Origin of the sequence: Halomonas nitroreducens (assembly GCF_003966155.1) — a bacterium.
GTDB classification, from domain to species: domain Bacteria; phylum Pseudomonadota; class Gammaproteobacteria; order Pseudomonadales; family Halomonadaceae; genus Halomonas; species Halomonas nitroreducens.
Genome location: NZ_RXNS01000011.1, coordinates 90,715 through 117,163, shown reverse-complemented (window position 1 = coordinate 117,163; position 26,449 = coordinate 90,715). Strand labels below are relative to the sequence as shown.

Annotated in this window: 28 protein-coding genes; 15 read left to right on the top strand and 13 right to left on the bottom strand. The window is 66.5% G+C overall.

Annotation, left to right across the window (positions count from 1 at the left end; genetic code table 11):
• Positions 1-19: 19 nt before the first annotated feature.
• The gene (locus EKG36_RS12555; protein WP_126484578.1) at positions 20-685 is read right to left on the bottom strand and encodes an ABC transporter permease; all 666 of its coding nucleotides are present in this window, start codon (positions 683-685) and stop codon (positions 20-22) included.
• A gap of 380 nt (positions 686-1,065) precedes the next feature.
• Between EKG36_RS12555 and EKG36_RS12550 the strand changes: the two genes are divergently transcribed.
• The 7 genes from EKG36_RS12550 to EKG36_RS12520 all read left to right on the top strand — a co-directional run bounded on the left by EKG36_RS12550 (position 1,066) and on the right by EKG36_RS12520 (position 7,935).
• Complete coding sequence (locus EKG36_RS12550; RefSeq protein ID WP_126484576.1) at positions 1,066-1,527, top strand: SUF system Fe-S cluster assembly regulator; 462 nt, start codon at positions 1,066-1,068, stop codon at positions 1,525-1,527.
• Between the two features lie 68 nt (positions 1,528-1,595).
• A complete protein-coding gene (gene sufB, locus EKG36_RS12545; RefSeq protein WP_126484574.1) occupies positions 1,596-3,038 on the top strand; it encodes a Fe-S cluster assembly protein SufB in 1,443 nt (480 codons plus the stop codon).
• Positions 3,039-3,231: 193 nt separating this feature from the next.
• Positions 3,232-3,984, top strand: a complete 753-nt coding sequence (gene sufC / locus EKG36_RS12540) for a Fe-S cluster assembly ATPase SufC (RefSeq protein WP_126484573.1) — start codon at positions 3,232-3,234, stop codon at positions 3,982-3,984.
• Positions 3,981-5,330 carry a Fe-S cluster assembly protein SufD gene (gene sufD / locus EKG36_RS12535; protein WP_126484570.1) on the top strand — a complete coding sequence of 450 codons (1,350 nt, stop codon included), beginning with the start codon at positions 3,981-3,983 and terminating at the stop codon, positions 5,328-5,330. The genes sufC and sufD overlap by 4 nt, the downstream gene beginning before the upstream one ends.
• A 4-nt stretch (positions 5,331-5,334) precedes the next feature.
• On the top strand, positions 5,335-6,576 hold the full coding sequence (locus tag EKG36_RS12530) for a cysteine desulfurase (protein WP_126484568.1): 1,242 nt from the start codon (positions 5,335-5,337) through the stop codon (positions 6,574-6,576).
• 18 nt (positions 6,577-6,594) lie between these two features.
• The gene (sufT, locus tag EKG36_RS12525; protein WP_126484566.1) at positions 6,595-7,167 is read left to right on the top strand and encodes a putative Fe-S cluster assembly protein SufT; all 573 of its coding nucleotides are present in this window, start codon (positions 6,595-6,597) and stop codon (positions 7,165-7,167) included.
• A gap of 12 nt (positions 7,168-7,179) precedes the next feature.
• On the top strand, positions 7,180-7,935 hold the full coding sequence (locus EKG36_RS12520) for a SanA/YdcF family protein (protein ID WP_126484564.1): 756 nt from the start codon (positions 7,180-7,182) through the stop codon (positions 7,933-7,935).
• Here the strand turns inward: EKG36_RS12520 and EKG36_RS12515 are convergent.
• From EKG36_RS12515 to EKG36_RS12500, 4 genes are all read right to left on the bottom strand, one after another.
• Positions 7,856-8,302 carry a hypothetical protein gene (locus EKG36_RS12515; protein WP_126484562.1) on the bottom strand — a complete coding sequence of 149 codons (447 nt, stop codon included), beginning with the start codon at positions 8,300-8,302 and terminating at the stop codon, positions 7,856-7,858. The two genes, EKG36_RS12520 and EKG36_RS12515, sit on opposite strands and share 80 nt — an antisense overlap.
• 78 nt (positions 8,303-8,380) lie before the next feature.
• The gene (rimK, locus tag EKG36_RS12510) at positions 8,381-9,289 is read right to left on the bottom strand and encodes a 30S ribosomal protein S6--L-glutamate ligase (RefSeq protein ID WP_126484560.1); all 909 of its coding nucleotides are present in this window, start codon (positions 9,287-9,289) and stop codon (positions 8,381-8,383) included.
• A gap of 43 nt (positions 9,290-9,332) precedes the next feature.
• Positions 9,333-9,770, bottom strand: a complete 438-nt coding sequence (locus EKG36_RS12505) for an ATP-dependent zinc protease family protein (protein WP_126484558.1) — start codon at positions 9,768-9,770, stop codon at positions 9,333-9,335.
• A gap of 24 nt (positions 9,771-9,794) precedes the next feature.
• A complete protein-coding gene (locus EKG36_RS12500; RefSeq protein WP_126484556.1) occupies positions 9,795-10,820 on the bottom strand; it encodes a DUF3549 family protein in 1,026 nt (341 codons plus the stop codon).
• 329 nt (positions 10,821-11,149) lie between these two features.
• On the opposite strand from EKG36_RS12500, the gene EKG36_RS12495 reads away from it, so the two are divergent.
• The 5 genes from EKG36_RS12495 (at position 11,150) to EKG36_RS12475 (ending at position 14,264) form a co-directional block, all read left to right on the top strand.
• A complete protein-coding gene (locus EKG36_RS12495; protein ID WP_126484554.1) occupies positions 11,150-11,908 on the top strand; it encodes an amino acid ABC transporter substrate-binding protein in 759 nt (252 codons plus the stop codon).
• 18 nt (positions 11,909-11,926) lie between these two features.
• Positions 11,927-12,601 (top strand): amino acid ABC transporter permease, encoded by a 675-nt coding sequence (locus EKG36_RS12490; protein WP_126484552.1) that lies wholly within the window; start codon positions 11,927-11,929, stop codon positions 12,599-12,601.
• Positions 12,598-13,356 (top strand): amino acid ABC transporter ATP-binding protein, encoded by a 759-nt coding sequence (locus EKG36_RS12485; protein WP_126484550.1) that lies wholly within the window; start codon positions 12,598-12,600, stop codon positions 13,354-13,356. Before EKG36_RS12490 ends, EKG36_RS12485 begins: the two co-directional genes overlap by 4 nt.
• A gap of 67 nt (positions 13,357-13,423) precedes the next feature.
• A complete protein-coding gene (locus EKG36_RS12480) occupies positions 13,424-13,756 on the top strand; it encodes a YqcC family protein (RefSeq protein ID WP_126484548.1) in 333 nt (110 codons plus the stop codon).
• Between the two features lie 7 nt (positions 13,757-13,763).
• Positions 13,764-14,264 (top strand): gamma-glutamylcyclotransferase family protein, encoded by a 501-nt coding sequence (locus EKG36_RS12475; RefSeq protein WP_126484546.1) that lies wholly within the window; start codon positions 13,764-13,766, stop codon positions 14,262-14,264.
• 68 nt (positions 14,265-14,332) lie between these two features.
• Here EKG36_RS12475 and EKG36_RS12470 read toward each other — a convergent pair whose 3' ends face one another.
• Entirely contained in the window at positions 14,333-14,962 is a 630-nt protein-coding gene (locus tag EKG36_RS12470) for an OmpW/AlkL family protein (RefSeq protein WP_126484544.1), read from the bottom strand.
• Between the two features lie 173 nt (positions 14,963-15,135).
• The gene (locus EKG36_RS12465; protein WP_126484542.1) at positions 15,136-15,744 is read right to left on the bottom strand and encodes an OmpW/AlkL family protein; all 609 of its coding nucleotides are present in this window, start codon (positions 15,742-15,744) and stop codon (positions 15,136-15,138) included.
• Between the two features lie 272 nt (positions 15,745-16,016).
• Here EKG36_RS12465 and EKG36_RS12460 point away from each other — a divergent pair, with 272 nt between their 5' ends.
• Positions 16,017-16,325, top strand: a complete 309-nt coding sequence (locus EKG36_RS12460) for a hypothetical protein (protein WP_126484540.1) — start codon at positions 16,017-16,019, stop codon at positions 16,323-16,325.
• A 51-nt stretch (positions 16,326-16,376) separates the two neighbouring features.
• Here EKG36_RS12460 and putP read toward each other — a convergent pair whose 3' ends face one another.
• From putP to EKG36_RS12430, 6 genes are all read right to left on the bottom strand, one after another.
• Complete coding sequence (gene putP / locus EKG36_RS12455) at positions 16,377-17,855, bottom strand: sodium/proline symporter PutP (RefSeq protein WP_126484538.1); 1,479 nt, start codon at positions 17,853-17,855, stop codon at positions 16,377-16,379.
• Positions 17,856-17,902: 47 nt separating this feature from the next.
• Positions 17,903-21,094, bottom strand: a complete 3,192-nt coding sequence (putA, locus tag EKG36_RS12450) for a bifunctional proline dehydrogenase/L-glutamate gamma-semialdehyde dehydrogenase PutA (protein WP_126484535.1) — start codon at positions 21,092-21,094, stop codon at positions 17,903-17,905.
• A 187-nt stretch (positions 21,095-21,281) separates the two neighbouring features.
• Complete coding sequence (locus EKG36_RS12445) at positions 21,282-22,082, bottom strand: AraC family transcriptional regulator (RefSeq protein WP_126484533.1); 801 nt, start codon at positions 22,080-22,082, stop codon at positions 21,282-21,284.
• A 67-nt stretch (positions 22,083-22,149) separates the two neighbouring features.
• Positions 22,150-22,521, bottom strand: a complete 372-nt coding sequence (locus EKG36_RS12440) for a hypothetical protein (RefSeq protein ID WP_126484531.1) — start codon at positions 22,519-22,521, stop codon at positions 22,150-22,152.
• 228 nt (positions 22,522-22,749) lie between these two features.
• Complete coding sequence (locus tag EKG36_RS12435; protein ID WP_126484529.1) at positions 22,750-23,343, bottom strand: GGDEF domain-containing protein; 594 nt, start codon at positions 23,341-23,343, stop codon at positions 22,750-22,752.
• 65 nt (positions 23,344-23,408) lie between these two features.
• Positions 23,409-23,963 (bottom strand): hypothetical protein, encoded by a 555-nt coding sequence (locus tag EKG36_RS12430; RefSeq protein WP_126484527.1) that lies wholly within the window; start codon positions 23,961-23,963, stop codon positions 23,409-23,411.
• Between the two features lie 463 nt (positions 23,964-24,426).
• On the opposite strand from EKG36_RS12430, the gene EKG36_RS12425 reads away from it, so the two are divergent.
• A complete protein-coding gene (locus EKG36_RS12425) occupies positions 24,427-25,188 on the top strand; it encodes a Crp/Fnr family transcriptional regulator (protein WP_185827549.1) in 762 nt (253 codons plus the stop codon).
• A 388-nt stretch (positions 25,189-25,576) separates the two neighbouring features.
• Complete coding sequence (gene fnr, locus EKG36_RS12420; RefSeq protein WP_246007506.1) at positions 25,577-26,320, top strand: fumarate/nitrate reduction transcriptional regulator Fnr; 744 nt, start codon at positions 25,577-25,579, stop codon at positions 26,318-26,320.
• The last annotated feature ends 129 nt before the right edge of the window (positions 26,321-26,449 follow it).

The following is a 26,449-nucleotide window of genomic DNA, read 5'->3' as shown; positions in this document are numbered from 1 at the left end:
GTGTCGCAGCCGGGGGCGCTCACGCCGTTTCGGCGGCGCGCTCCATGCCCTTGGGGGTCAGGCGTTTCTGGATGGCCAGCAGCGAGTAGTCGACGATGATGGCCAGCAGGCTGACGGCGACGGCGCCGACGATCAGCTGGCGGGGATCGGACTGCGAGATGCCGCGGCTGATGAAGGTGCCCAGGCCGCCGGCGCCGATATAGGCGGCGATGGCCATCACGCCGATATTGAGCACCACCGCCGTGCGCACCCCGGCCATGATCACCGGGACCGCCAGCGGGATCTCGACCATGCGCAGGCGCTGGTTCTGGCTCATGCCGATGCCGCGGGCGGCCTCGCGCAGGGCGGGGTCGACATTGTGGATCGCGGTGTAGGTATTGCGGATGATCGGCAGCTGCGAGTAGAGCAGCACCGCGATCACCGCGGGCAGGTAGCCGATGCCCTGGCCGATCAGCGACAGCACCGGGATCATGATCCCGAACAGGGCGATGGAGGGCACCGTGACGATGATCGAGGCCACGTAGAGCACGGCCTTGGCGAGTCGCTCGTTCTTGGTGATGGCGATGCCGATGGGCACCCCGGTGAGGGTGGCGATGCCCACGGCGACCCCGACCAGGGCGATATGCTCGATCGTTCGCGACGTCAGCAGCTCGAGGTTATCCAGCGCGTACTGAATGAGTTCCAACTTCCTATCTCCTTGCAGGCTGTCCCGGGGAAGCATAGCCGCTTGCGCCCGTTGGCTGCCCGACGGGGCGGCATGGGGAAGGCGCGGGGCCTCGTGAAGCGTCAGCGTAGCTTAACAAAGCTCTCTATCTATTTGTTTTTCCATGCATGACGATGCGCAATGGCAGGAATTGAGGGCTCTGATGCATGCCCTGGGCCGCGGGCTGGCGACGACTGTTCCTTGAATGAGAATGATTGGCGTTTTTGATGGTAACGGTGCTGAACGTGTCGCGAACCCCCGGGGACCGAGCGGGAAAGGGTCGGGAGGCTTCACATCGAAATCATACAGGACTAAAATGGTCCGCAATCGATCTTGAGGGGGTTTCCCCGGGGAGTCAGGCATTGCTCAAGCTGTCCAGACTGACCGACTACGCGGCCGTGGTGATGGCGCAGATCGCCCGCCATCCCGAGCAGCCGCATGCCGCGGCGGAACTCGCCGAGGCAGTGCAGTTGCCGCATCCGACGGTCAGCAAGACCCTGAAGATGCTGGTGCGCGCCGGCTTGCTGGAGTCGCGTCGCGGCGCTCAGGGGGGCTATTCCCTGGCCCGGCCGGCCTCGAGGATCACCGCCAGCGACATTATCTCGGCCATCGAAGGGCCCGTGGCGATGACCGAGTGCAGCCAGGCCGAGGGCGACTGTGATCTGGTCGCGACCTGCGGGGTCTCCGACAACTGGCAGCGCGTCTCGCTGGCCGTGCGCACCTTGCTCGACAGCGTGACCCTGGCCCACCTGGCCGACACCACCCCCATCAAGCTGCCGGTGCAGCTGCCCATACAGAGCGTGAGCCTGGCCGCCGAGGCCTGATCACTATCGGAACCACTACCCGAGGCGAGCCGCGCTCGCCGACCCAACCGCCCGGGAGGGGACACATCATGGCAAGTCAGGAAATGGAACAGCTTGTCCGTCGCGAATACAAGGAAGGCTTCGTGACCGACATCGAGAGCGATACGGTACCGCCGGGTCTGGATGAGAACACCATCGCCTTCATCTCCAACAAGAAGGGCGAGCCCGAGTGGATGCTGGAGTGGCGTCTCAAGGCCTATCACCAGTGGCTGAAGATGACGCCGCCGTCCTGGGCGCACCTCGACTACCCGCCGATCGACTACCAGGCCATCTCCTACTACAGCGCGCCCAAGCGTGACGAGGACAAGCCCCAGAGCCTCGACGAGGTCGACCCCAAGCTGCTCGAGACCTACGAAAAGCTGGGTATCCCGCTACACGAGCGGGCGGCGCTGGCCGGGGTGGCGGTGGACGCCGTCTTCGACTCGGTGTCGGTGACCACCACCTTCAAGGAGAAGCTCCACGAGGCCGGGGTGATCTTCTGTTCCATCTCCGAGGCGATCCGCGACTACCCGGAACTGGTCAAGCAGTACCTGGGCAGCGTGGTGCCCCAGGGCGACAACTACTTCGCGGCGCTCAACTCGGCGGTGTTCACCGACGGCTCCTTCGTGTTCGTGCCCGAGGGCGTGACCTGCCCCATGGAGCTGTCCACCTACTTCCGCATCAACGCCGCCAACACCGGGCAGTTCGAGCGGACCCTGATCGTCTGCGAGAGCCGTGCCCAGGTCTCCTACCTCGAGGGCTGCACCGCCCCCCAGCGCGACGAGAACCAGCTGCACGCGGCGGTGGTCGAGCTGGTGGCGCTGGAAGACGCCTCCATCAAGTACTCCACGGTGCAGAACTGGTACCCCGGTGACGAGGACGGCAAGGGCGGCATCTACAACTTCGTTACCAAGCGCGGCGACTGTCGCGGCGACCGCTCGCATATCAGCTGGACCCAGGTCGAGACCGGCTCGGCCATCACCTGGAAGTATCCGTCCTGCGTGCTGCGCGGCCGCGACAGCATCGGCGAGTTCTACTCCGTGGCGGTGACCAACGGCCGCCAGCAGGCCGACACCGGCACCAAGATGATCCATATCGGCGAGGGCACCCGCTCCACCATCGTCTCCAAGGGCATCTCCGCGGGACGCTCCGACCAGTCCTACCGCGGCCTGGTGAAGGTCGGACCGCGAGCCAAGGGGGCGCGCAACTATACCCAGTGCGATTCGCTGCTGATCGGCGACACCTGCGGGGCGCATACTTTCCCCTACCAGGAGATCGGCAACAGCACCGCCACGGTGGAGCACGAGGCGACCACCTCCAAGATCGGCGAGGACCAGCTCTTCTACTGCCAGAGCCGCGGCATCGCCGAGGAGGATGCGGTGAACATGATCGTCAACGGCTTCTGCAAGGACGTCTTCCAGGAGCTGCCGATGGAGTTCGCCGTGGAGGCCGAGGCGTTGCTGAACGTCACCCTCGAAGGCGCTGTGGGTTGAGGAAACGGCTGCGCGACGCCTGCACGGCGTTGGAAGCAGGATCGAGAATGCTCATTGACGGCCGTAAACTCCGCTTCTCTCACCTGCTTCCGCCTTGTTCAGGCGCCGCTCGCGCGTTTCTCCGGATTCGCGAAAAGGTCAACACATTCAATGAGTCGCGCCGGCGGCTCACCACGAATCAAGGGTAGTCAACATGCTCGAAGTCAAGGATCTGCACGTCACGGTCGAGGGTTCCGAGATCCTCAAGGGCCTCAACCTGACCATCGGCGCCGGCGAAGTCCACGCCATCATGGGCCCCAACGGGGCCGGCAAGTCGACCCTGTCGGCGGTCATCGCCGGCAAGGACGGCTACGAGGTCACCCAGGGCACGATCACCTTCGAGGGCCAGGACGTGCTCGAGATGGAGATCGAGGAGCGCGCACGCAAAGGCCTGCTGCTGGGCTTCCAGTATCCGGTGGAAATTCCCGGGGTGAAGAACATCTACCTGCTCAAGGCGGCCCTCAACGCCAAGCGCGAGGCCGAGGGGCTGGGCGAGATCCCGGCGCCGGAGTTCATGAAGCTGATCAAGGAGAAGATCGCCTTCATGCAGATGGACGCCAGCTTCCTGCAGCGCGCCGTCAACGAGGGCTTCTCCGGTGGCGAGAAGAAGCGCAACGAGATCCTGCAGATGCTGGTGCTCGAGCCGCGCCTGGCCATGCTCGACGAGATCGATTCCGGGCTCGACATCGATGCCATGAAAGTGGTGGCCAAGGGCGTCAACTCGCTGCGCGCCGAGGACCGCGGCATCCTGCTGGTAACCCACTACCAGCGCCTGCTCGACTACATCGTGCCGGACCAGGTGCATGTGCTGGTCGACGGGCGCATCGTCAAGAGCGGTGACGCCGACCTGGCCCGCGAACTCGAGGACCGTGGCTACGACTGGCTGCTGGAGGGCTCCGCCGCATGAATGAAGATGTGCAGCGCTTCCTCGATCGCCTGACCGAGCGCAACGCCAGCCGCGGCCCCGAACCGACCTGGATCGCCGCCCGTCGCCAGGCCGGCGCGGCCCGCTTCGAGGCCCTGGGCTTTCCGCATCGTCGCGTCGAGAACTGGAAGTACACCGACGTCCGCGATATCGCCCGCCACGACTTCGCGCTGGCCGGCGATGCCGACTTCTCGCCGGCCGCGGCAGCCGCCCTGACCCTGCCGCTCGACGGCCACCGCCTGACCTTCGTCGATGGCGTCTTCGCCCCGGCCCTGTCGGACCTGGGTGAGTTGCCCGACGGCGTCCAGGTGATGCCCCTCTCGCAGGCACTGAAGGACAACCACGAGGCCGTCGGCGGACCGCTGGGCCGGTTGACGGGGGTCGAGTTCTCGCCCTTCGCCGCCCTCAACACCGCCTTCATGGAGGAGGGCGCCCTGGTCCGCCTGGCGCCGCGCACCGTGGTGGAAAAGCCCATCGTGCTGCAGTTCCTGTCCCGGGCCGGCGAGCAGGCCGTGATGAGCCACCCGCGCATCCTCATCGAGGCGGGCGGCCGCAGCCAGGCGACCGTCGTCGAGCACCACGTGGGCGAGGAGAGTGCCGCCAACTTCACCAACCTGGTGGAGGAGATCATCCTCGAGCGCGGCGCGATCCTGACTCACTACAAGCTCCAGGAGGCGCCGATCCAGGACCGCCATGTGGCCAGCATCCAGGTGGAGCAGGCCCGCGACAGTCGCTACACCTCGTTCAACCTGAACCTCGGCGGCGGCCTGGTACGCAACGACCTGGTCAGCGACCTCAACGGCCAGGGGGCCGAGACCGCGTTCCAGGGCCTCTTCTATGGCCAGGGACGCCAGCACGTGGACAACCATACCCTGGTCAACCACAACGCGCCCCACACCACCTCGCGGGAGAACTACAAGGGCATCCTCGATGACCGGGCCCACGGGGTGTTCAACGGCAAGGTGATCGTCAAGCGCGACAGCCAGAAGATCGAGGCCGAGCAGAGCAATGCCAACCTGCTGCTCTCCGATCGCGCCGAGATCGATACCAAGCCCGAGCTCGAGATCTATGCCGACGACGTCAAGTGCGCCCATGGCGCCACCACCGGCCAACTCGACGAGGAGGCCATCTATGCCCTGCGTACTCGCGGCATCGATGCGCAGACCGCCCGGGGCCTGCTGACCCTGGCCTTCGCCGGTGAGGTCATGGAACAGGTCGATCTGGACGCGGTTGCCGAGCGGGTGGAACTGACGGTGGCCGGCAAGTTGCCGGAACGCTTCAACCTGGCCGGGCTGGTGGAAACCGCCGCGGCCCTGAACGAGGAATAAGTCCATGGCCGACTTCAGCGATCTGCTGTTGGACGTGGCCCGGGTCCGCCGGGACTTCCCGATCCTCGATCGGGAGGTCCATGGCAAGCCGCTGGTCTATCTCGACAACGCCGCCACCAGCCAGACGCCGCGCCAGGTGATCGAGACCCTCGATGACTATTACCGGCGCTACAACGCCAATATCCATCGAGGGCTGCACACCCTGGCCGACGAGGCCACCGCGGCCTTCGAGGGGACCCGGGAAACGGTGCGCGCCTTCCTGGGGGCCGCCGACAGCCGCGAGATCATCTTCACCCGCGGCACCACCGAGGCCATCAACCTGGTGGCCAACAGCTGGGGACGCGCCAACCTGGGTCCCGGCGACGAGGTGCTGATCTCGCGGCTCGAGCACCACTCCAATATCGTGCCCTGGCAGCTGCTGGCCGGGGAGCTGGGGTTCACCCTCAAGGTGATCCCGGTGGACGAGCGGGGCGTGCTCGACCAGACGGCCTACCGGGACCTGATCGGCGAGCGCACCCGGCTGGTGGCGGTCAACCACGTCTCCAACGCCTTCGGCACCATCAATCCGGTGGCCGAGATGGCCCGCGTCGCCCACGAGCACGGCGCCCGCATCCTGATCGACGGGGCCCAGGCCGCGCCGCACCAGGCGCTCGATGTCCGTGAGATCGATGCCGACTTCTATGCCTTCTCCGGCCACAAGGTCTACGGCCCTACCGGCGTCGGCGTGCTCTACGGCAAGGCCGAGCTGCTCGAGGCCATGCCGCCCTGGCAGGGCGGCGGCGAGATGATCAAGACCGTCTCGCTGGAGGTGCCCTCCACCTTCGCCGACATCCCCCACAAGTTCGAGGCGGGCACGCCGGCCATCGCCGAGGTGATCGCGCTGGGCCGGGCGCTGGAGTGGGTCGGTCAGATCGGCCTCGAGCTGATCAGCGCCTGGGAGGCCCGGCTGCTGGCCCATGCCACCGAGGGCCTGGCCGGCATCGAGGGCCTGCGCATCCTGGGCACCGCCCCGGACAAGGCCGGCGTGCTGTCCTTCGTGGTCGACGGCGCCCACTCCCAGGACATCGGCCTGTTGATCGACCAGCTCGGCGTGGCCATCCGCACCGGTCACCACTGCGCCCAGCCATTGCTGTCCTGGTTTGGCGTGGACGCCACCTGCCGGGCCTCTTTCGCCGCCTACAACACGCCCGAAGAGGTCGATGTCTTTGTCGAGGGCCTCGAGCGGGTCGTGGGCATGCTGCGCTGAGGCACACCAAGGAGTCACATGAGCGATTTCGACCCGTTGGCAGGCCTGCACAAGGGCCAGGTACTGCCGCTGCAGCGTGACGTCGAGGCGATCTCCATCCCCTTCGGCAAGTCCGTGACCCTGACCGAGGACAGCGAGGTCAGCGTGATGCAGGCCAAGGGCAGCTCCGTCAGCGTCGGCCACGAGGGGCGGCTGTACCTCATCGAGGGCAGCAACCTGGACGCGCTGGGCCTGGAGGCCCTGCCGCGGCCGACCCTGGCCGAGGACGCGTCCGAGGCGCAGATCGAGCAGTTCGTCTGGGACCAGCTGCGGACCTGCTTCGACCCCGAGATCCCGGTCAATATCGTGGATCTGGGCCTGGTCTATGGCTGCCGCATCGAGCGGTTGATCAGCGGTGAGCGCATCGTCACCATCCGCATGACGCTCACCGCTCCTGGCTGCGGCATGGGGGATGTCATCGCCGCGGATGCGCGCAACAAGATTCTCGGCGCGCCCCAGATCCGCCAGGTGCACACCGAGATCGTCTTCGACCCGCCGTGGAGTCGTGAGATGATGAGCGACGAGGCCAAGCTGGAACTCGGCATGTTCTGACCGGGGAGGTCGATGTCCACGACGCTGTGGAAAAGCTTCAGGGGATTGCTGATGTCGCTGGGGGCCCTCGCGCTCCTGGCGACATTGCTGTTCGTGGGCGCCAACCTGTGGATGCTCGCCGAGACCCGTGGCGCCATCGACCAGCAGCTGGCGCAGTGTCGCCCCGAGCGGGTGGGCATCGTCTTCGGCACCTCCCACTGGACGCGCAGCGGCACCCGCAACCCGCACTTCGAGGGGCGCATGCTTGCCGCCTCGCGGCTGGTCGAGGATGGCCGGGTCACCCACCTGCTGCTCTCGGGGGACAACAGTACCCGCTACTACAACGAGCCGGTGACCATGTGGCGGGACCTGCGTAGTCGAGAGGTGCCGGACGCGGCCATGACCCTGGATTACGCCGGGTTCAGCACCTTCGATACCCTGTCCCGGGCCCGGGACGTCTTCGGTGTGCGTCAGGCGCTGCTCATCACCCAGTCATGGCACCTGCCGCGGGCCCTGTTCATCGCCCGGGCCCTGGGGCTCGAGGCACGCGGCTGCGCGGCCCCGGAACGCCCGTCGGACGGCACCCTGCAGTTGCGGGCACGGGAATGGGTCGCGCGGGTGGCGACCCTGGGGGATCTCTACCTGTGGGGGCGCGAGCCGCACTTCCTGGGCCCCCGGGAACCGCTGAACATCGTGCCGGGGGAGGAGGTCAGCGCCGCTGGCGCGGCTTCTGCTGCCGATACAGTTCGCGAATCAGTGACCGACAGTTCTTCCAGCAGTCCTCGATGACCGCCTCGATGGGCTCGGGCAGCGGGTGCGTGAACAGGGTCGAGAGGGCCTGCATCAGCACCCGCTCCTGCTCCAGCAGCTCGTTGATCAGCACCTGGCTGTCGTCGCCGACGAAGCTCTTCAGGCGGCTCCACAGCCACATATAGTCGTCGCGTTCCACATCGGCGTCGCGCGGGAGGAGGTCGAGGTGCTTGCGGGCCAGTTCCTGTAACTCGCGCATCGACTTGTCCCTGGCCTCGAAGTAGGGGGTCAGGGCCTTGCGCAGGGTCGGCTTCAGGCGCTCGTGGTTGTCCTGAAAATAGTCGATGCTGTCGGCCAGCGCCTCGAGGACGCTGTCCATCGCCACCTGGCGATTGTCGAGAAACATGGGCGGTCACCTCCTCCGGTGACGCAGATTGTGGGGGTGTCGACGGGCTTTTGCCACCCCCGCCAGGGAATTATTTGCTTAGCCTTTAGGCTTGGGCGGCGTCTTGCGACGCGGCACGGCGTTCTTCTCCAGATGCTCGATGATCAGCCCGGCGATGTCCTTGCCGGTGGCCGTCTCGATGCCATGCAGGCCCGGCGAGGAGTTGACCTCCATGATCACCGGTCCGTGGTTCGAGCGCAGCAGGTCGACCCCCGCGACCCGCAGGCCCATGGCCTTGGCGGCGCGGATCGCCGTGGAACGCTCCTCCGGGGTGATGCGGATCACGCTGGCGCTGCCGCCGCGATGCAGGTTGGAGCGGAACTCGCCCTCGGCGGCCTGGCGCTTCATCGAGGCCACCACCTTGTCGCCGATCACCAGGCAGCGTATATCGGCACCCCGGGCCTCCTTGATGTACTCCTGAACCATGATGTTGGCCTTCATGCCCATGAAGGCCTGGATCACCGACTCGGCGGCCTGGTTGGTCTCCGCCAGCACCACGCCGATGCCCTGGGTGCCCTCCAGCAGCTTGATGACCAGCGGGGCGCCGCGGACCATGGTGATCAGGTCGGGGATGTCGTCGGGGGAATGGGCGAAGCCGGTCACCGGCAGGCCGATGCCCTTGCGCGAGAGCAGCTGCAGGGAGCGCAGCTTGTCCCGCGAGCGGGTGATGGAGACGTTGTCGTTGAGCACGTAGGTGCCCATCATCTCGAACTGGCGCAGTACCGCACAGCCATAGAAGGTGATGGAGGCACCGATGCGCGGGATCACCGCGTCGAAGTGCTCGAGCTCCTGGCCCTTGTAATGAATCGAGGGGTGATGCGAGGCGATGCTCATGTAGCAGCGCAGGGTGTCGACCACCCGGGCGGTATGCCCCCTGGCCTCGGCGGCCTCGATCAGCCGACGCGTGGAATAGAGGTTGCGGTTGCGAGACAGCAGCGCAAAGTGCATGGCGGGTCTCCGGTGGCGTGGGCTGAAGAAGATGGAAGGGGAGTCAGGGCTCGCCGTGCAGGAAGCCGGCACCCGGCGCCACCAGCAGGCGACGCAGGGCGCGGCGCCCCAGCAGCATGGGGTGGCGCATGTTGCGTCGGTCGGTCAGCGTCAGCTCGACCGGAAACTCCAGTTCGCCGAGCTGCATGAGCGTGCGGATCACGTAGCGCCATTCGGCCTGGCCGTTGGAGCTGGTCACCCGGCGGCGGTCATGCAGGTGCAGGTGGTGGACATGGGCCGGGCTGCCGGGGCCGCCGCCTCGGGTGGTGAAGCTGACCCAGAGGTGACCGTCCTCCTCGTAGGACTCGATGTCCTCGGCATGCAGCGACGAGGTGCGGGCACCGGTATCGGCCTTGGCACATAGCGTCAGGCGCAGCTCCGGCAGGGTGACCATCTCGCGGCGGCCGATCACCGCCTTGGCCTGGTAGGGCAGTTCCTTCATGGCATCACTCCTCGTGGCACCGGCTCAACGGGACAGACCGGCCAGGCGGCGGCCGATGGGCGAATCCGGCGCGGCCTCGCGTAGCGTCATCAGCACCGGCAGGCGCAGCCGCGGGATCAGCGCCAGATCCCGAGCCACGGCGGTGAAGTCCGCCTGGGGGGCCTCGGCCAGCCGGGTCAGGAAGCGTGGCAGCCGCTCGCCGTCCTCCAGGTGGCGCCACCCGCGTCCGGCCATGGCAGCCAGCAGATCGGGGCCGCAGGCCTCGGGATCGCCGAGCAGATCATCGAACCAGGCGCCGGCCAGGCGGGACTCGGCGCCGGCCACGGCCCGCACGCAGGCACAGAAGATCTCGACATCGCCGGCCTCGGCGGCCGCCTCCCCCCGGGCGCGCAGCGCCGTGGCCAGGCCCTCGTCGATCGCCACATGCTCCAGACAGTAGCACAGCGAGGTGAGGACCTCGCCGGGCAGGGCCGGGAGCCGCGCCGCCAGGCGGCTGGCCTGGTCGGGATCCATGCGCACCGCGAAGTCGGCCAGGCCCTGCAGCCCCAGGGCGCGCCAGTCCAGCGTCTGCTGCCCCTCCAGGTAGGCCTCCACCGGCTCCAGGTGCTGGCTCGCCGGGCGGCCCAGATCGCGGCTGGCCCGGGCGTGCAGCAGGGCCTGAAAGGGCAGCGAGGGCGTGAACGCCAGGGGGTTGTCCTTCATCAGGTTGTCGATCTGTTCGCCGTCCCCGCGGCCCAGACCCTGGACGTTGCGGCCCAGGGTCTCGAGCAGCCGCTGGAGGAAGGCGTCCCGCGGGGCCGGGTCGAGCTGGCCCTGTTCATCCAGCGGCAGGGCCAGGAACCAGATCAGTGGATCCTCGAGCTCGCCGACGCGAAACACCATGGCCAGGCGGGCCTTGCCCTGCCAGGGTTGTGGCCAGGGCCGCTGACCGGCCTCGAGGGCCGCCAGGTCCTCGAGGGGGCAGGGCTCGACGCGCCGTCCCAGGTGATAGAGCCTCACCTCGGCACCGGTGCGAACAAAGAAGTCGTGAAGGCTGTCGATCGGCTGCATGCTGTCTCCCCACTCTCGGACCGTGCACTCTACCGCGGCACCCGCGTCCTGTCAGCCCGCCCGTCAGGCGATGGCGGGCGGGGGCTGGTCAATTCCTGACCAGTCCCCGCCAGCGCCCATGGGGGCGGCGGATGGAGTATCTTTCCAAGGCTTATCCACAGGGACGTTCAGTGTATCTGTGAATGAACGCCCTGCGGGTGCCGGCTATAGCAGGCATAATCGATGCCTATTGGCCGTGGGACGGGATTTTCCCTAGCTTACGTGTCAAAATGGAATAAAGAGATCGTTCTTTATTCCAGCAATCTCATCAGCTCAGTGGAGACATCCTCATGTTGCGTTCCCTTGCCCTGACCATGCTGTCTGCCGGCGCCATCGCCATTGCCGGTGGCGCCCAGGCCCAGGACGACACCCTCAAGGTCGGCATGTCCGGCGGCTACTTCCCCTTCACCTTCGTCGAGCAGGACACCCTCAAGGGCTTCGAGGTCGACGTGATGGAGGCGGTGGCCGAGGAAATGGATGCCGAGGTGGAGTTCGTGACCGCCAACTTCTCCGGGCTGTTCGGCATGCTCGAGTCCGGCCGCATCGACACCATTGCCAACCAGATCACCATCACCGAGGAGCGCCAGGCGAAGTATGTCTTCACCCGGCCCTACGTCTACGACGGCGCCCAGGTGGTGGTCAAGGAAGGCAACGAGGCCATCCAGGGCGTCGAGGACCTGCGCGGCAAGACCGTGGCAGTGAATCTGGGCTCCAACTATGAGCAGCTGCTGCGCGAGCTGCCCTATGCCGACGAGATCGATATCCGTACCTACGAGAGCAACATCGAGCAGGACACCGCCCTGGGGCGGGTCGATGCCTTCGTCATGGACCGGGTCAGTGCCAGCCAGGTCATCCAGGAAAAGCCGCTGCCCCTGGCCCTCGCTGGCCAGCCGTTCTCCAAGATTCGCAACGCCCTGCCGTTTCGCGACACCGAGGCGGATCGCGCCCTGCGCGACGAGGTCGACGCGGCCCTCACCGCGCTGCGCGAGGATGGCACCCTGGCCGAGATCTCCGAGCGCTGGTTCGGCAACGACATCACGCGTCCCTGATCCGCTGCCCCAGCCGACATGAGCGTTCTCGATTTCGACTACATGGTGGGGCTGGTGCCCATCCTGCTGCGCTATCTGCCGCTGACGCTGGCCATGGCTGCGGCGGGCATGGCGCTGGCGCTGGTGCTGGCCTGCGGCCTGGCGGTGATCCGGGTGCTGGGGATTCCGGGGCTGAACGGCGTGACCCTGCTGTTCATCTCCTTCTTCCGGGGCACGCCGCTGCTGGTTCAGCTGTTCCTGTTCTACTACGGGCTGCCCCAGGTCCTGGCCTTTCTCACCCAGATCAACGGCATCACCGCCACCATCATGGGGCTGACCCTGCACTTTGCCGCCTACATGGCGGAGTCGATCCGCGCCGCCATCGTCGGCGTGGACCGCAGCCAGACCGAGGCGGCACTGTCGATCGGCATGACCAACGGCCAGCTGATGCGGCGCATCGTGCTGCCCCAGGCCACCCGGGTGGCCGTCCCCACCCTGATGAACTATTTCATCGACATGATCAAGGCCACCTCCCTGGCCTTCACCCTGGGCGTCACCGAGCTGATGGGGGCGACCCAGAAGGAGGCGGCGGGCAGCTTCCTGTACTTCGAGGCCTTCATCACCGTGGCGGTGTTCTACTGGGTCATCGTCGAGCTGCTGGCCTGGTGCCAACGCCGGCTGGAGACCCGGCTCAACGAGGCGTATCGCAGATGATCCAGGTAGCCAATCTCGTCAAGCGCTTCGGCGACACCACCGTGCTCGATGGCATCGACCTGGCCATCGATCAGGGCGAGATCATCGTGGTGATCGGGCCCTCGGGTACCGGCAAGTCGACCCTGCTGCGCTGTCTGAACTTCCTCGAGCGACCGGATGCCGGGCAGCTGACCATCGGTGACCTGGATGTCGATGTCACCCGCGCGAGCCGTGCCGACATCCTCGCGGCCCGGCGGCGCACGGCCTTCGTGTTCCAGAACTATGCGCTGTTCGCCAACAAGACGGCGCTGGAGAACATCGCCGAGGGACTGATCGTGGTCAACCGCTGGCCCCAGGCCAAGGCGCATGCCCGGGCCCGGGAGATCCTGTCGCGCATCGGCCTGGCCGACAAGGCCGACGCCTATCCGGCGTCGCTGTCCGGCGGCCAGCAGCAGCGGGTCGGGATTGGCCGGGCCATGGCCGCCCAGGCCGAAGTGATCCTGTTCGACGAGCCGACATCCTCGCTGGACCCGGAGTGGGTCGAGGAGGTGCTGGCGTTGATGAAGCAGCTCGCCGCCGAGCGGCAGACCATGCTGGTAGTGACCCACGAAATGGGCTTCGCCCGGGACGTGGCCGATCGGGTGGTGTTCATGGAGGGCGGGCGCATCGTCGAGCAGGGGCCGCCGTCGCAGCTGTTCAATGCCCCTCGTGACCCGCGCACCCGGGACTTCCTGCGCAAGGTGCTGGCCGCCCAGCCGGCTATCTCGCCATCCTGAACCGGGGTTGGCCCTCGGCGCGTCCAGGCGGGATAATGAAGGTACAGTCAGACCGGAGGGACATTCCATGAGCGTACACGAGGAACTCGAGCAGGCGCTGCGCGAACTCGAGTCCACCATGAAGGCCGCCGACATGTGGCGCATGGAGCGTCCGGCCCCCGAGGCCTTCGACAGCACTCAGCCGTTCTGCATCGACACCATGGCGCTGCCCCAGTGGTTGCGTTTCGTGTTCATCGCGAGGCTGGAGGCCCTGGTGGAGGCGCGCGCACCCCTGCCGGCGAGCTGTGACGTGGCTCCCGCCGTGGATGCCTACCTGATCCAGGAAAGGGCTCGCACCAGCGAGCGGGTGTTGATGTGCAAGGTGGTCGAGCGGATCGACCAGCTGGTCACCGAGAACTGAGGCACCGATGCCGTACTATTTCGCCTATGGCAGCAACATGAACCCGGCTCGGGTCGAGGCGCGGATCGGGGCGACCCGTCGCGCCTTGCCCGGTGTCCTGGCCGAGCATACCCTGCGCTTCGACAAGGCCTCCCGGGTGGCCGGCATCAGCCATGCCAATGTGGGGCCAGCGCCCGGCGGCCGGGTGGAGGGCGCGCTCTTCGAGCTGCTCGCCCCCGAGCAGATCGAGTGCATGGACCCCTTCGAAGGCTACCCCCATGACTACGATCGCCATCGCCTGCCGATCCATACCGAGCATGGGGCCATCGAGGCGTGGGTCTATATCGCCGCGCCCGGTACCACCGCGACGTCACTGCGGCCGGCCCGGGAATACCTTGCCCACCTGCTGGCCGGCGAGGCCTTTCTGAGCCCGGCCTACCATGCCCGCCTGGCCGAGGTGGAGGCCGTGCACGGCCTGGACGACGAGACGCTGACGGCGCTGGGGCTGTCCCGCCATACGCCGCGCTAGTCGGCATCACCATGACGACAGAAGGCCCGCCGATCGGCGGGCCTGCGTCTGGCGGGTCGGGCGTTGGCTCAGAAGCGGAAGCTGAGGCCGGCCATGACCACCACCGGGTCGATCTCGACGGTGCCCACCTCGTCGCCGTTGAGGCTGGCATCGGCATCGATGTCCAGGTACCAGGCCGCGGCGTTCAGCGCCCAGTTATCATTGATCAGCAGGTCGACGCCGAGCTGGGCGGCCACGCCCCAGGAGTCATCCAGCTCGAGCTCCACGCCGGGCACGGCCACCTCCTCGTCGGAGAACAGGGTGTAGTTGACGCCGAGGCCGGCATAGGGCTGGACCCGGGCCTGGGTGCCGCCCAGCGGATAGTACTGCAGCGTCAGGCTCGGCGGCAGGTGGTCGGTGGACCCGCCGGCGACCCCTTCGACCTGGAAGTCGTGATCGAACGGCTCGGCGGCCAGCAGCTCCACGCCCAGCTTGTCGGTGAAGCGATAGCCCAGCGTGAAGGCGAAGGCGCTGTCGTCGTCGACGTCGACCTCGGCCCCGCCCAGGATGTCACCATTGTCGCTCTTGGGCTCGACCTTGGCCACACCCGCGCGGGTGTAGAAGTCACCGGCCCCATAGGCCAGCACCTGGGAGCTGGCGGCGAGGGCGACGGCGCCGAGGCTGGCGGCAAGCAGGACGGGCAGGGGGGACTTGGGCATGGTGTGGCTCCTCTGTCATGCGGACGGCGGATGTCGCCGGAGATGATGAGCAGAGTCTATCGGCCACTTCGGGTGTCGATCTTGATCCAGCGCAAGGCTGGTGGCTCCCGGGCTTGATGATGATCAAGAACACGCCGCCGGGCACTGGGCCCGGCGGCATCCCGGGGAAGGGGTCAGAAGCGGAAGGTCAGGCCGCCGCCGACCGTGACCGGGTCCACCTCGGCCTCGCCCACGTCGTTGCCGTTGAGCTCGGCATCGGCATCCACGTTCGCATAGTTGGCGAAGGCGCCGACCAGCAGGTAGTCCGTGACCGCGAAGTCCAGGCCCACCTGGGCGGCGGCGCCATAGGATTCCTCGACCTCCAGGCCGGGCAGCTCCTCCTCCGAGAAGTGGGTGTAGTTCAGGCCCGCCCCCACATAGGGCTGGACCCGGGACGGGGTGCCGCCGAGCGGGTAGTAGTTGAGCATCAGGTTGAGCGGCATGCGCTCCACGCTGCCGATGCCGGCGCCGCCGAGGGCCAGGTCATGCTCCACGGGTTCGGTGCCGTTGAGCTCGACGCCCAGCTTGTCGTGGAACTGGTAGCCCAGGCCGTACGAGAAGCCGCGCTCGTCGGAGATATCCAGGTCCGCGCCGGCCACGCGGCCGTTGTCGTCCTTGACCTCGGTCTTGGCGACGCCGCCACGCACATAGACGTCGCCGGCCTGGTAGGCCAAGGCGGCCTGGCTGGCGATGATGCCGGCAGTGGCGAGGGCGGCGGCGGAGATGAGACGCGTCGTTTTCATGGGGGTCCTCCCGGTGTCATCCAGGGTGGCGACGCCGAGGAATTCGGCGCCGCGAAGCAGTGATCACAAGTATAGCGAACAGCGTTTCTAAACGTCTTGTAGAATTTTTCTATGGCCTCGATAGGGGTGGATGCGCAATTCCGATCAGGATCAGGCCATGGATGGGGGGTGATTACAGGTCTTGTACAATCATTGCACATTTCCTGCACGCTGCCTCGCCGGGTGGCCGGATTTCGGCTTCACTAAGGAGAACGATGCGAGCGGAGCCTCTCATGCGTGGCAGGACTCTCTTCGCCGGGCCGCGTCCCGGCCTGCTGGAACGCCCCCTGACCCTGTTGCTGCTGGCGGCGGGGACCGCCATCTGGCTGCTGCTGCAGCCCGAGACCCTCCAGGCCCTGCCGCTGGCCTGGCGCCTGCCGCTGGTCGGCATCGGGGCCTGGGCCCTGGGGAGTGCCTTCGCGCGCCCGCTGACGCTGGAGGTTGGCGAGGGCTGGCTGTGGCGACAGGCCGGGGCACGCTGGAGTCGCCTGGCCCTGTGGGGATTCGCGCTGGTGGTGGGGGGGCTCGGCGTCTGGGGCTGACACCGGACACAGAAAAGCCGCCCCAAGGGGCGGCTTTTCCGGGGGGAAGGATCAGGCCCGTTCGAGGTTGTCGAACTCGGCGGTGATCTCGTCCTTGGGCTGCTCGGTCACCAGGCTCACCGCCACGATGGCGATGTAGGCGAAGACCACCCCGGGCACGATCTCGTAGAGATCGAAGATGCCACCGGAGACCTGGGCCCAGGCCACCACGGTGACCCCGCCGACCACGATCCCGGCCAGGGCGCCCCAGGTGTTCATGCGCCGCCAGAACAGCGACATCACCAGGGCCGGGCCGAAGGCCGCACCGAAGCCGGCCCAGGCGTAGGACACCAGGCCCAGCACCGTGGAACCGGGGTTCAGCGCCAGCAGGTAGGCGAGCATGGCGATGCCGATCACCGCGAAGCGCCCCACCCAGACCAGCTCGGACTGGCTGGCGTCCTTGCGGAAGATGGCCTTGTAGAAGTCATCGGTCAGGGCCGAGGAGGATACCAGCAGCTGGGAGTCGGCGGTGGACATCACCGCGGCGAGGATGGCGGCCAGCAGGACGCCGGCGATCACCGGGTGGAAGATGGCGTTGACCATGATCATGAAGATGGTCTCGCCGTCGCCCAGGTCGCGGGCCATGTAGACGGTGCCGAGGATCCCCACCGCCATGGCGCAGACCAGGCACAGTGCCGACCAGGACACGGCGATGCGGCGTGCGGTGGGGATATCGTCCTCGCTGCGGATGGCGGCGAAACGCGCCAGGATGTGCGGCTGGCCGATGTAGCCCAGGCCCCAGGCCATGGAGCTGACGATGCCCATGACGGTGAGGGCCTCGCCGGTGGAGGCATCGGTGAACCACTTCAGCATGTCGGGGTTCTCGGCCAGGATCTGGTTGCTGCTGCCGCCGACGCCACCCAGTTCGGTGAAAGCGATCACCGGCACGATCAGCAGCGCCGCGGCCATCATCAGGCCCTGAATCAGGTCGGTCCAGGAGACCGCCAGGAAGCCCCCGAAGAAGGTGTAGGAGATGATCGCCAGGGTGCCGATGGTCAGCGCCATGGTGTAGTCGAAGCCGAAGACGGTCTCGAACAGCTTGGCGCCCGCCACCAGGCCGGAGCTGGTGTAGAACATGAAGAACAGCAGGATGAAGATCGCCGAGATCACCCGCAGCAGCTGGGTCTTGTCGCGGAAGCGGTTGGCGAAGAACTCCGGCAGGGTCAGGGCGTCACCGGACTGGAAGCTGTAGACGCGCAGCCGGCGCGCGACGAGCAGCCAGTTCAGGTAGGTGCCGGCCAGTAGGCCGACGGCGATCCAGCCCGCGGACAGGCCGCTGACGTAGGCCGCCCCCGGCAGGCCGAGCAACAGCCAGCCGGACATGTCCGAGGCCCCGGCGGAGATCGCCGAGGTCCAGGGGCCCAGCGAGCGGCCGCCGAGGATGTAGTCGGAGAGGTTGGTGGTGCGCTTGTAGGCGATGACACCGATGGCGAGCATCACCAGCAAGTAGAGCGCGAACGTGAAGCCTATGGTGACGTTATTTTCGACCATGAGGGGATTCCTTCAGTCTTGTTGTCGTAACTGACGAGTGAGCGAGCTCACTCGTCTCCCAGCGCGAGCAGTGACGCGTTGCCGCCCAGGGCGGCGGTGTTGACGGTCACTGTCTTTTCCGTGGCAAACCGCAGCAGGTAGTGTGGCCCCCCCGCCTTGGGACCTGTGCCGGAGAGGCCCTGCCCACCGAAAGGCTGGACCCCGACGACTGCCCCGATGATATTGCGGTTCACGTAGACGTTACCAACGCGGACTTTCTGCGCTATTTCATCGGCAAAGGATTCATTGCGGCTGTGCACGCCGAAGGTCAGCCCGTAGCCGCGGCCGTTGATCGCCTCGATCACCTTGTCGATCTCGCTGGCCTTGTAGCGCACGATATGCAGGATCGGTCCGAACTGCTCCCGCTCCAGGGCGTCGATGCCCTCGATCTGGAAGGCCGTGGGCGCGATGAAGGTGCCATTGGCGGTATGCGCCGCATCGAGCCGGGTCTCGGCCAGCAGGCGGCCTTCGCCCTTGAGCTTGTCGATGTGTGCCTGCAGCCCCTGGCGAGCGTCCTCGTCGATCACCGGACCCACGTCGGTGCCCAGTTCGCGGGGATCGCCGACATGCAGCTCGGCCATGGCGCCCTCGAGGATCTCGATGACCCGGTCGGCCACGTCGTCCTGGAGGTAGAGCACGCGCAGCGCCGAGCAGCGCTGGCCGGCACTCTGGAAGGCCGATTGGATGACGTCGGCCACCACCTGCTCGGGCAGGGCGGTGGAGTCGACGATCATGGCGTTCATGCCGCCGGTCTCGGCCACCAGGGTCGGCAGGGGCGCATTCTCGCGGGCGGCCAGGGCACGGTTGATGATCTGGGCGGTGTCAGTGCCGCCGGTGAACACCACGCCGGTGATGCGCGGGTCGCTGGTCAGCACGCTACCCACGGTGGGACCGTCGCCGGGCAGCAGCTGGACCACATCCCGCGGCATGCCGGCCTCGTAGAGCAGCTCGATGACGCGGTGGGCGACGATCGAGGTCTGTTCGGCGGGCTTGGCCAGCACGGTGTTGCCGGCCACCGCGGTGGCCACGACCTGGCCGCAGAAGATCGCCACCGGGAAGTTCCAGGGACTGATCGCCGCGAACACGCCCTTGCCACCCATCATCAGGTCGTTGGACTCGCCGGTGGGCCCCGGCAGGCGTGTCGGCTCGGCGAACAGCTCCTCGGCCCGCATCGCGTAGTAGCGGCAGAAGTCCACCGCCTCCTTGATCTCGTCGACGCCGTCGGTGAGCAGCTTGCCGCCCTCGCGGGAGCACAGCGTCATCAGCTCCGCCATGTGCTCCTCCATCAGGTCGCCGAAGCGGCGCAGGATGGCGGCTCGCTCGGCCACGGGGGTGTCATCCCAGCGCGGGAAGGCCGCCCAGGCGGCGTCCAGCGCCTTCTCGGCCTGCGCCTTGCTGGTCCACAGGACCGTACCGACCGCCTGGCGCCGGTCGTAGGGGCTGGTGACCTCGTGGACCATGGCCGGGTCGGTGGCGACGTCGAAGGCCAGCAGCGGGCGGGCCTCGTAGCGCTTGTCCATGTGCTGGGCCATGGCATCCATCAGCGGCTGGTACTGGCTGCGGATGTTCAGGTTCACGCCCCGTGAGTTCTTGCGCTCCGGCCCGAAGATGTCCCGCGGCAGGGGAATCCGCTGGTTGGCCGGGGTCGCGTACTGGCGCAGCGTCTCCACCGGGTGCACGCACAGCGACTCCACCGGCACCTTGGGGTCCACCAGCTGGTGGACGAAGGAGGAGTTGGCGCCGTTCTCGAGCAGCCGGCGGACCAGGTAGGGCAGCAGATCCTTGTGGGCGCCCACCGGGGCATAGATGCGGCAGTAGGTGCCCTCGGGGGCACGCTTCAGGGCCGCGTCATAGAGGGCCTCGCCCATGCCGTGCAGGCGCTGGAACTCGAACGGTCGCTGGGCTTCGTTGGCCTGCTCCAGGATGGTGCTGATGGTGTGGGCGTTGTGGGTGGCGAACTGCGGGAAGATCCGTCCCCGGGTGGCATCGGAGAGCAGGAAGCGCGCGCAGACCAGGTAGGCCACGTCGGTGGAGGCCTTGCGGGTATAGACCGGATAGCCGTCGACGCCGAGCTGCTGCGACTCCTTGATCTCGGTATCCCAGTAGGCCCCCTTGACCAGGCGCATCGGGATCACGTCGCCCTGGCGCTCGGCCAGCCGGTTGAGGTAGTGCAGGACCGGCAGGGCACGCTTGGCGTAGGCCTGGACCACCAGGCCGAACTGCCCCCAGCCGCGGCAGGTGCTGCTCTCGTAGACGGCGCGAAACACCTCCAGCGACAGCTCCAGGCGATCGACCTCTTCGGCGTCGATGGTCACCGCGACGCCCAGCCGGCGGGCCAGCCCGGCCAGCTCGCGCACACTGCCCACCAGCTCCTCGAGAACCTGCTCGCGGCGGCCGAACTCGTAGCGCGGATGCAGCGCCGAGAGCTTGATCGAGATCGACGGAGCCGGAGTCTTGTCGGACAGTGAGCGGCTGGTCTTGCCGACCTGCTCGATGGCGCGGGCATAGTCGTCGAAATAGCGCTTGGCGTCGGCCCGGGTGCGCGCGGCCTCGCCGAGCATGTCGTAGGAGTAGGTGTAGCCCTTGTCGAACAGCGGCCTGGAGCGCTTGAGTGCCTCGTCGATGTCACGGCCCAGCACGAACTGCTTGCCCATGACCTTCATGGCCTCGTACATGGCGCGGCGAATCACCGGCTCGCCCATGCGATTGACCATCTTGTTGATGAAGCTCGAGGGCTTGCCTTCGTGGGGCCTGTCCATGGTCACCACGCGGCCGGTCATCAGCAGGCCCCAGGTGGAGGCGTTGACCATCCAGGACTCGCTCTGGCCGAGGTGGGCCTTCCAGTCGGCCGGGCCGAGCTTGTCCTCGATCAAGGCGTCGGCAGTGGCCTTGTCGGGGATGCGCAGCATGGCCTCGGCCAGGCACATCAGCATCAGGCCTTCATGGGTATCCAGGCTGTATTGCTGGAGGAGTTCGTCGATGGTGTCCACCGCCGTGTCCATCTCGCGGATCTCGCGTACCAGTTCGGCGGTCTTGTCGGCGATCCGCGTGAAGTCCTGCCGATTGGCGTCGAGGGTCTTGATCAGTTCCTCGACGAAGGCGTTCTCGTCGATGACATAGTGTTCGCTGATCCGTGCGAAGAGGGTATCGAGATCCTGACGCCAGGTGGCGTCATCCAGCATGTTGTTGGCATTGAGCATGAAGAGTTCCCGCTTAAAGCCCGTCGTCACAGGGTAAGGTCTCGGCCGCCGGCGCATGGCCGCCCGCGGACCGAGGGCATCCTATGAGGTTAGGGCCGATCATTAGGTTCTGCTTGTCGATTTCCCGGGGGGATTTGTCGATTTCGCGGATGTTGACGCTGCGAGGGAACTTTTCTGCGACTTTGGTCTAAGCTCGGGAGGCGGATGAGGTCAGCTGCTGACGGTTGCGGCGCCGCACCTGGCTGGGCGGCTGGCCGAAGGCGCGGCGGAAGGCGCGGGACAGGGCGCTCTGGTTGGTGAAGCCGGTCAGGGCCGCGATCTCGGAGATCGGCAGATGGCTCTCGTTCAGCAGGCGGCGCGACGCCTCGAGGCGACGCCGCATCACGTATTGCCAGGGCGACAGGCCGGTCTGGGCGCGGAAGCGCTCGGTGAAGTGGGCTTCGCTCAGGCAAGCTTCCGCGGCCAGGTCGGCAACCCGCAGGTGGCTACCCAGGTGGTGGTCGATGAAGCGATCCAGCGCCGCCAGGTCCAGTCGCCGTCCCTGAGAGGGGGGCTCGCCGGCCAGCCGGGCATGCAGCGAGCCCAGCAGGGTCGAGGCCAGACGTTCCTGCTGGAGGAGGGGCAGGGGCCCTTGCTGAGACATCAGGCGCAGCTCATGGAGCAGGAAGTCCAGGTAGCGCTCGAGGGGGTCGTCCAGGTCGAAGAAGCGTGGCGCGTCGAACAGCCGGGCCAGTTCATGGTGGTGGCCGGTCAGCGACAGGGCATCATGGGGCAGGTCGAGAATCAGCTGGCGATTGTCGCCCGTGCCGGCATAGTAGTGCATGTGGTTGGCCGGCACGATGCAGCCTGACAGCGCCGAGATGGAGCCACCCAGCCCCTCGATCTCGAACTCGGCCTGACCACGCAGGCCGATCACGATCTGGTGGAAATCGTGGGCATGGTGGTGGATGGCGGTGTCGAGGGGGATCTGGCGGATGGCGCTGGTCATCGTCGTCGGCCTCCGGCATGCAGTGTCGGGTCATGCCGGCCCATTCTACCGGAACCGGCGTCGACGCTCACGGGTCGGCTTGCCGGCGCCTAAGTTGGGTGCGGGCGGCGAGGTGATCGCGCAGTGCGGCGAGCTCGGCCTGGCCCTCGGCATCCAGCAGCGGCTTGCCGCGGGCGACCCGGCCATGCCGTCCATGTTCGTCCATGAGCCGCTGAGCACGGCGCCTCACGCCCTCGAGGTAGTCGTCGTGGCGCACCGGGTAGCCGACGATGGTGTTCCACTCGGTCTCGCCGACCCGGCTGTCGAGCGCCTTGTCGAACACCTCGAGGAGGTGCTCCGGCTCGGTGCGGTAGCGGGGGGTGCGCGAGAGCATCAAAATGGCGACCATGCCGCCGAAGATGAGCAGGCAGACGAGAAAGACGGTCAGGTATAGGGCCATGGGAGGATGCGGAAACGGCTGGGCTCGACAAAGCGTGGGGGACAGTGGGGAAGGGGCTTGCCGCCTCCTCCACGGTTGATGGGCCCGGCCAGGGACCGGGGATTCCGGGGGCCGGGCGGAGCGCAGACCCACGGTGGGCACTCGGCCAGGCTCAGGCTGTGATTGTAGGGGCTACGGCTCGGCCTGGCTACGTCTCACGCTCAACGTCCAGTGTCGGACGCGGAAGCATCAATCTTCATCGGCCACGGAGGGGTCTTCCATCTGCACTCGGTTACGGCCAGCTTGCTTTGCTCGGTATAGTCTTCGAGTGGCCTGGGAGTATGCGTCGTTGAAGCTGCAGCGGGGGTCGGCAATGGCGACACCTCCAATGCTGATGGTCACAGGGATCTGGAGGTCGCCCAATCCCAGGGGGGCGGTCGCCACCCTGTCTTTGATCGATTCGGCGCGTTCTGCCGCTGCTTTCGGGTCGCAGTCGGCGAGCAGGATCGCGAATTTTTCGCCGCCGATTCGGCCAATGGAATCGCCATTGCGAACGCATGAATCAAGGCGGTTCGACAACAGCGAGAGCGCGAGATTGCCAGCCTGATGTCCAAAGCTGTCATTAATGGCCTTGCAATGATCCACATCGGCGATCAGAAGAGCATAAGCCTGGCGCTGTGACCGAAGCCTGCCCCTGGCGACTTCGAACTGAGTCAGAAACTTTCTGCGGTTGGCAACGCCTGCCAATGGGCCAAGGAAGAACCTGGCCAAGGAATCGCGCCTGATTTCACCTGAAGGCTGCGATGTGCGGGCCTTCGGAATCTGTATCAGCATGATCACCATCCCATCTCGTGCAGAGTCGGCGGCAAGCGCACTTGTTGTGCCTCTGACTTTCGGCCTCTGGACATTCAGGGGCGTAACGAGCCTCGCGACACGCCACGCCCGAACACGCCAGGCGTCGTGCGAGGCGAGGCCGGTCGGGGGATGTCCACGAACTCCCCGTCATAGGCGGTAAGCAGTTCCTGGAGGATATGGCACTCCGCCTGCTTCTGAGCCACATGGCCCGGCAACAGCAACTGCAAGGCGGGGTCGACGTTGCGCCGTTGCAGCTGCTCCGTCCTGTGAACCGCACGCCTGGCCCGGGCCTCGGCTCGCTTCAAGGTGGCCAGCGCCTGCCCCCGATCGCTAATCAGCTCCGAACTCGGCGGCTTGCCCTCAAGGGGCTCGATCGTCGACGGTGACAGGCCGATCTCGTTTGCGACCCCGTGCAGTTCGTTCAGCCGTCCCTCGCACTCGATGCCCAGGGCGGCCATCAGGGGGCTGATTCCACAACCGAAGGTCAGAAAGCGGAAAGCCAGCCGGCGATAGCGGCACAACTCCTGGTGCTCGTGGTCGATGGCCAGAGCCAGGAGCTCCTGGGGCAGCATGGCGGTGGGCATGTCCGGATGATCAGGGCGAGACATCGAGCAGTCTCCATGGATGCGGCATGTGAATGCGGCCAGTGGGCCTGGGTGGCAAAGGTAGAAGGGGGGCTATCGGGAGACCATGACGCCGATCAAGTTCGCCCGCGTGAGAGCGCGCCACCGCCGTTTTTCATACCGGAGAATGAGGCATCTCATACCCTGCTTGGCAGGCCAATGAGAACTCCTGTCGAGATGTTTTCCCTTGCCTTTCAGGGAGATGTGCCAGGAGGAAGCCAAGCCAGGCCCCTGGTGGTGGCATGCCCCGGGAGCGGAGCGGCGATGTAACCCGGATCCATGGCCCCGGCGCCATGGGGCAGGACGTTGGGGTATCAGGCTTTTGCTCTTGTGGGCTGATCGTGCCTGCCGTCTATCCTTCGGCATGAGGGGCCAGCCTCTTTGGTCATGCCTCAGGAAGAGGGCTTATCGGCCAACACCGGAGAGGGTGATCGAGGAGGGGAGCGATATGGGAAGCGTCACTGGCCTCCAAGCCGCCATGGGCCGCTACATTGGCCTGGAGGCGTTCGAACGTCGCCTGCTGGACCGGCTCGAGCATCGCCCGGTCAAGGTCGCCAGGGACCAGGTGCTGTGGTCGCCCGAGGATCGGGTCACGAACCTGTTTTCCCTCCAGAGTGGTTGGGCATGCACCTTCCGCGATACCTGCGAAGGCGAATGCCAGATCATCGAGCTGCTGCTGCCCGGTGATATCATCGGCCTGCGGGAATTCACCTTCCGTCGACATGCCAGCCAGGCCAGGATGATCACGCCGGGTAGCCTGTGCGGCTTTGCCCACGAGGTTATCGCCGACCTCGTGTTGGCCTCCCCGTCGCTGGCGATCGCCCTGTTTGCCGCCATCGCCCGTCAGGAGGCACTGCTCACCGAGCGGATGCTGGTGACACTGCATCGCCCTGCTCGGGTCCAGGTCTGCCATTTCGTGATCGAAACCTTTCTCCGCCTGAACAAGGTCCAGGCCGTCGACCCGGGGCAAATGCCCTTTCCCCTCTCTCAGCAGCTGCTGGCCCAGATACTGGGCCAGTCGACGGTGCACATCAATCGCACCCTGATGGCCCTGGATCGCGATGGGCTCCTGAAGAAGCATCGCGGCTACATCACCATTCACGATATGCGGCGTCTCTATCAAGAAGCCGAGTTCGATGACGGCTACCTGAGTGACCGCCTGGACGGCCTCGAGGAGCGGCTGGCGAAACTCAGGATGGCCTCGCGCTAGGCCCCCGGGGCGCTTCAAGCCCGTGGGGCGTAGTGGCCTTGCTCCGCCTGCATGTCGCGAGGCGCCGATGCAGGCACGGGCCGGCCCTCCGGACGCTCCGCTTGGTCCAACCCCGAGTCTTTCCTAACATGGGTTATGGATACCTCTTTTTGCCCGGGCTAGTCTTGGCGAGTGCCGCAAGGGGGATACCGGAATCGCCCTGGCATGGGCTCGCAGATCGTCGAGGCCTAATGCCTTGTGGTGGTAAGTGGAATGGAGCAGGGTGAGTCAGGCCATGTATCGCGACGATAGCGACACCAACGCACAGCGGGCAGAGACGAGCCCATCCGGCTCGGATCCCCTCACGCGATCGTTCCGATCGTTGAGCGGCCCCATCAGGGCGGAGGGGATGACAGTTCCCATGGTGCATCGTCGCCGCTCTCTCGGGCAGGAGAACCGCTGCCAGTCCTGCCGCCATCGCTCGCTGTGTCTGCCGCTGGCTCTCGAACTCGAGGAGGTGGAGCAGTTCGACACCATTATTCGCCGGCGTCTCACCCTGAGGCGGGGAGAGTGGCTGTATCGTCAGGGCAGCCCCTTCACCAGCGTCTATGCCGTACGCTCCGGGAGTCTCAAGCAGGTCGCCAACGAGGGGGGCAGTGATGAACTGCTGACCCATTATTACCTGCCCAGCGAACTGGTGGGGCTCGATGGCATCGACGAGGTCATCTACCCAAGCTCGGTGATCGCCCTGGAGGCCACCACCGTCTGCGAGATTCCGTTCGACCGGCTCGAGTTCCTCTCCGAGCGGCTGCCGGTGCTGCGCGCTCATCTCTATCGCATCATGAGCAAGGAGATGCGCAAGGACTTGCGGGTCATCCGCATGCTGGCGCACAAGACCGCCGACCAGCGCCTCGCCACCTTCTTCATCGGTCTGTCCGAGCGCTTCCGCCAGCTGGGCTACTCGCCCTACCGCTTCCGGCTTTCCATGACCCGGGCGGAGATCGGCAACTATCTGGGCATGGCGGTGGAGACCGTCAGCCGTGTCATGGGGCGTTTTCAGCAGCAGGACCTGGTCGCCGTGCACGGTCGCGAGATCCACATCCTCGACATGCATACCCTGGTCGAGCTTGGAGGGGAAAGCGGTCGTCGCTGACCCTCATGCGCGTGTCCCGTCGATGCCATGCCGGGTTGCGGCCCGGTGCCCAGGCGATCCTCGGGGATCGACGAGGGCCTGTCGGCTGGCCTGAGAGGCTGGGTAATCTTCGGCATGGGGTGTCATGCC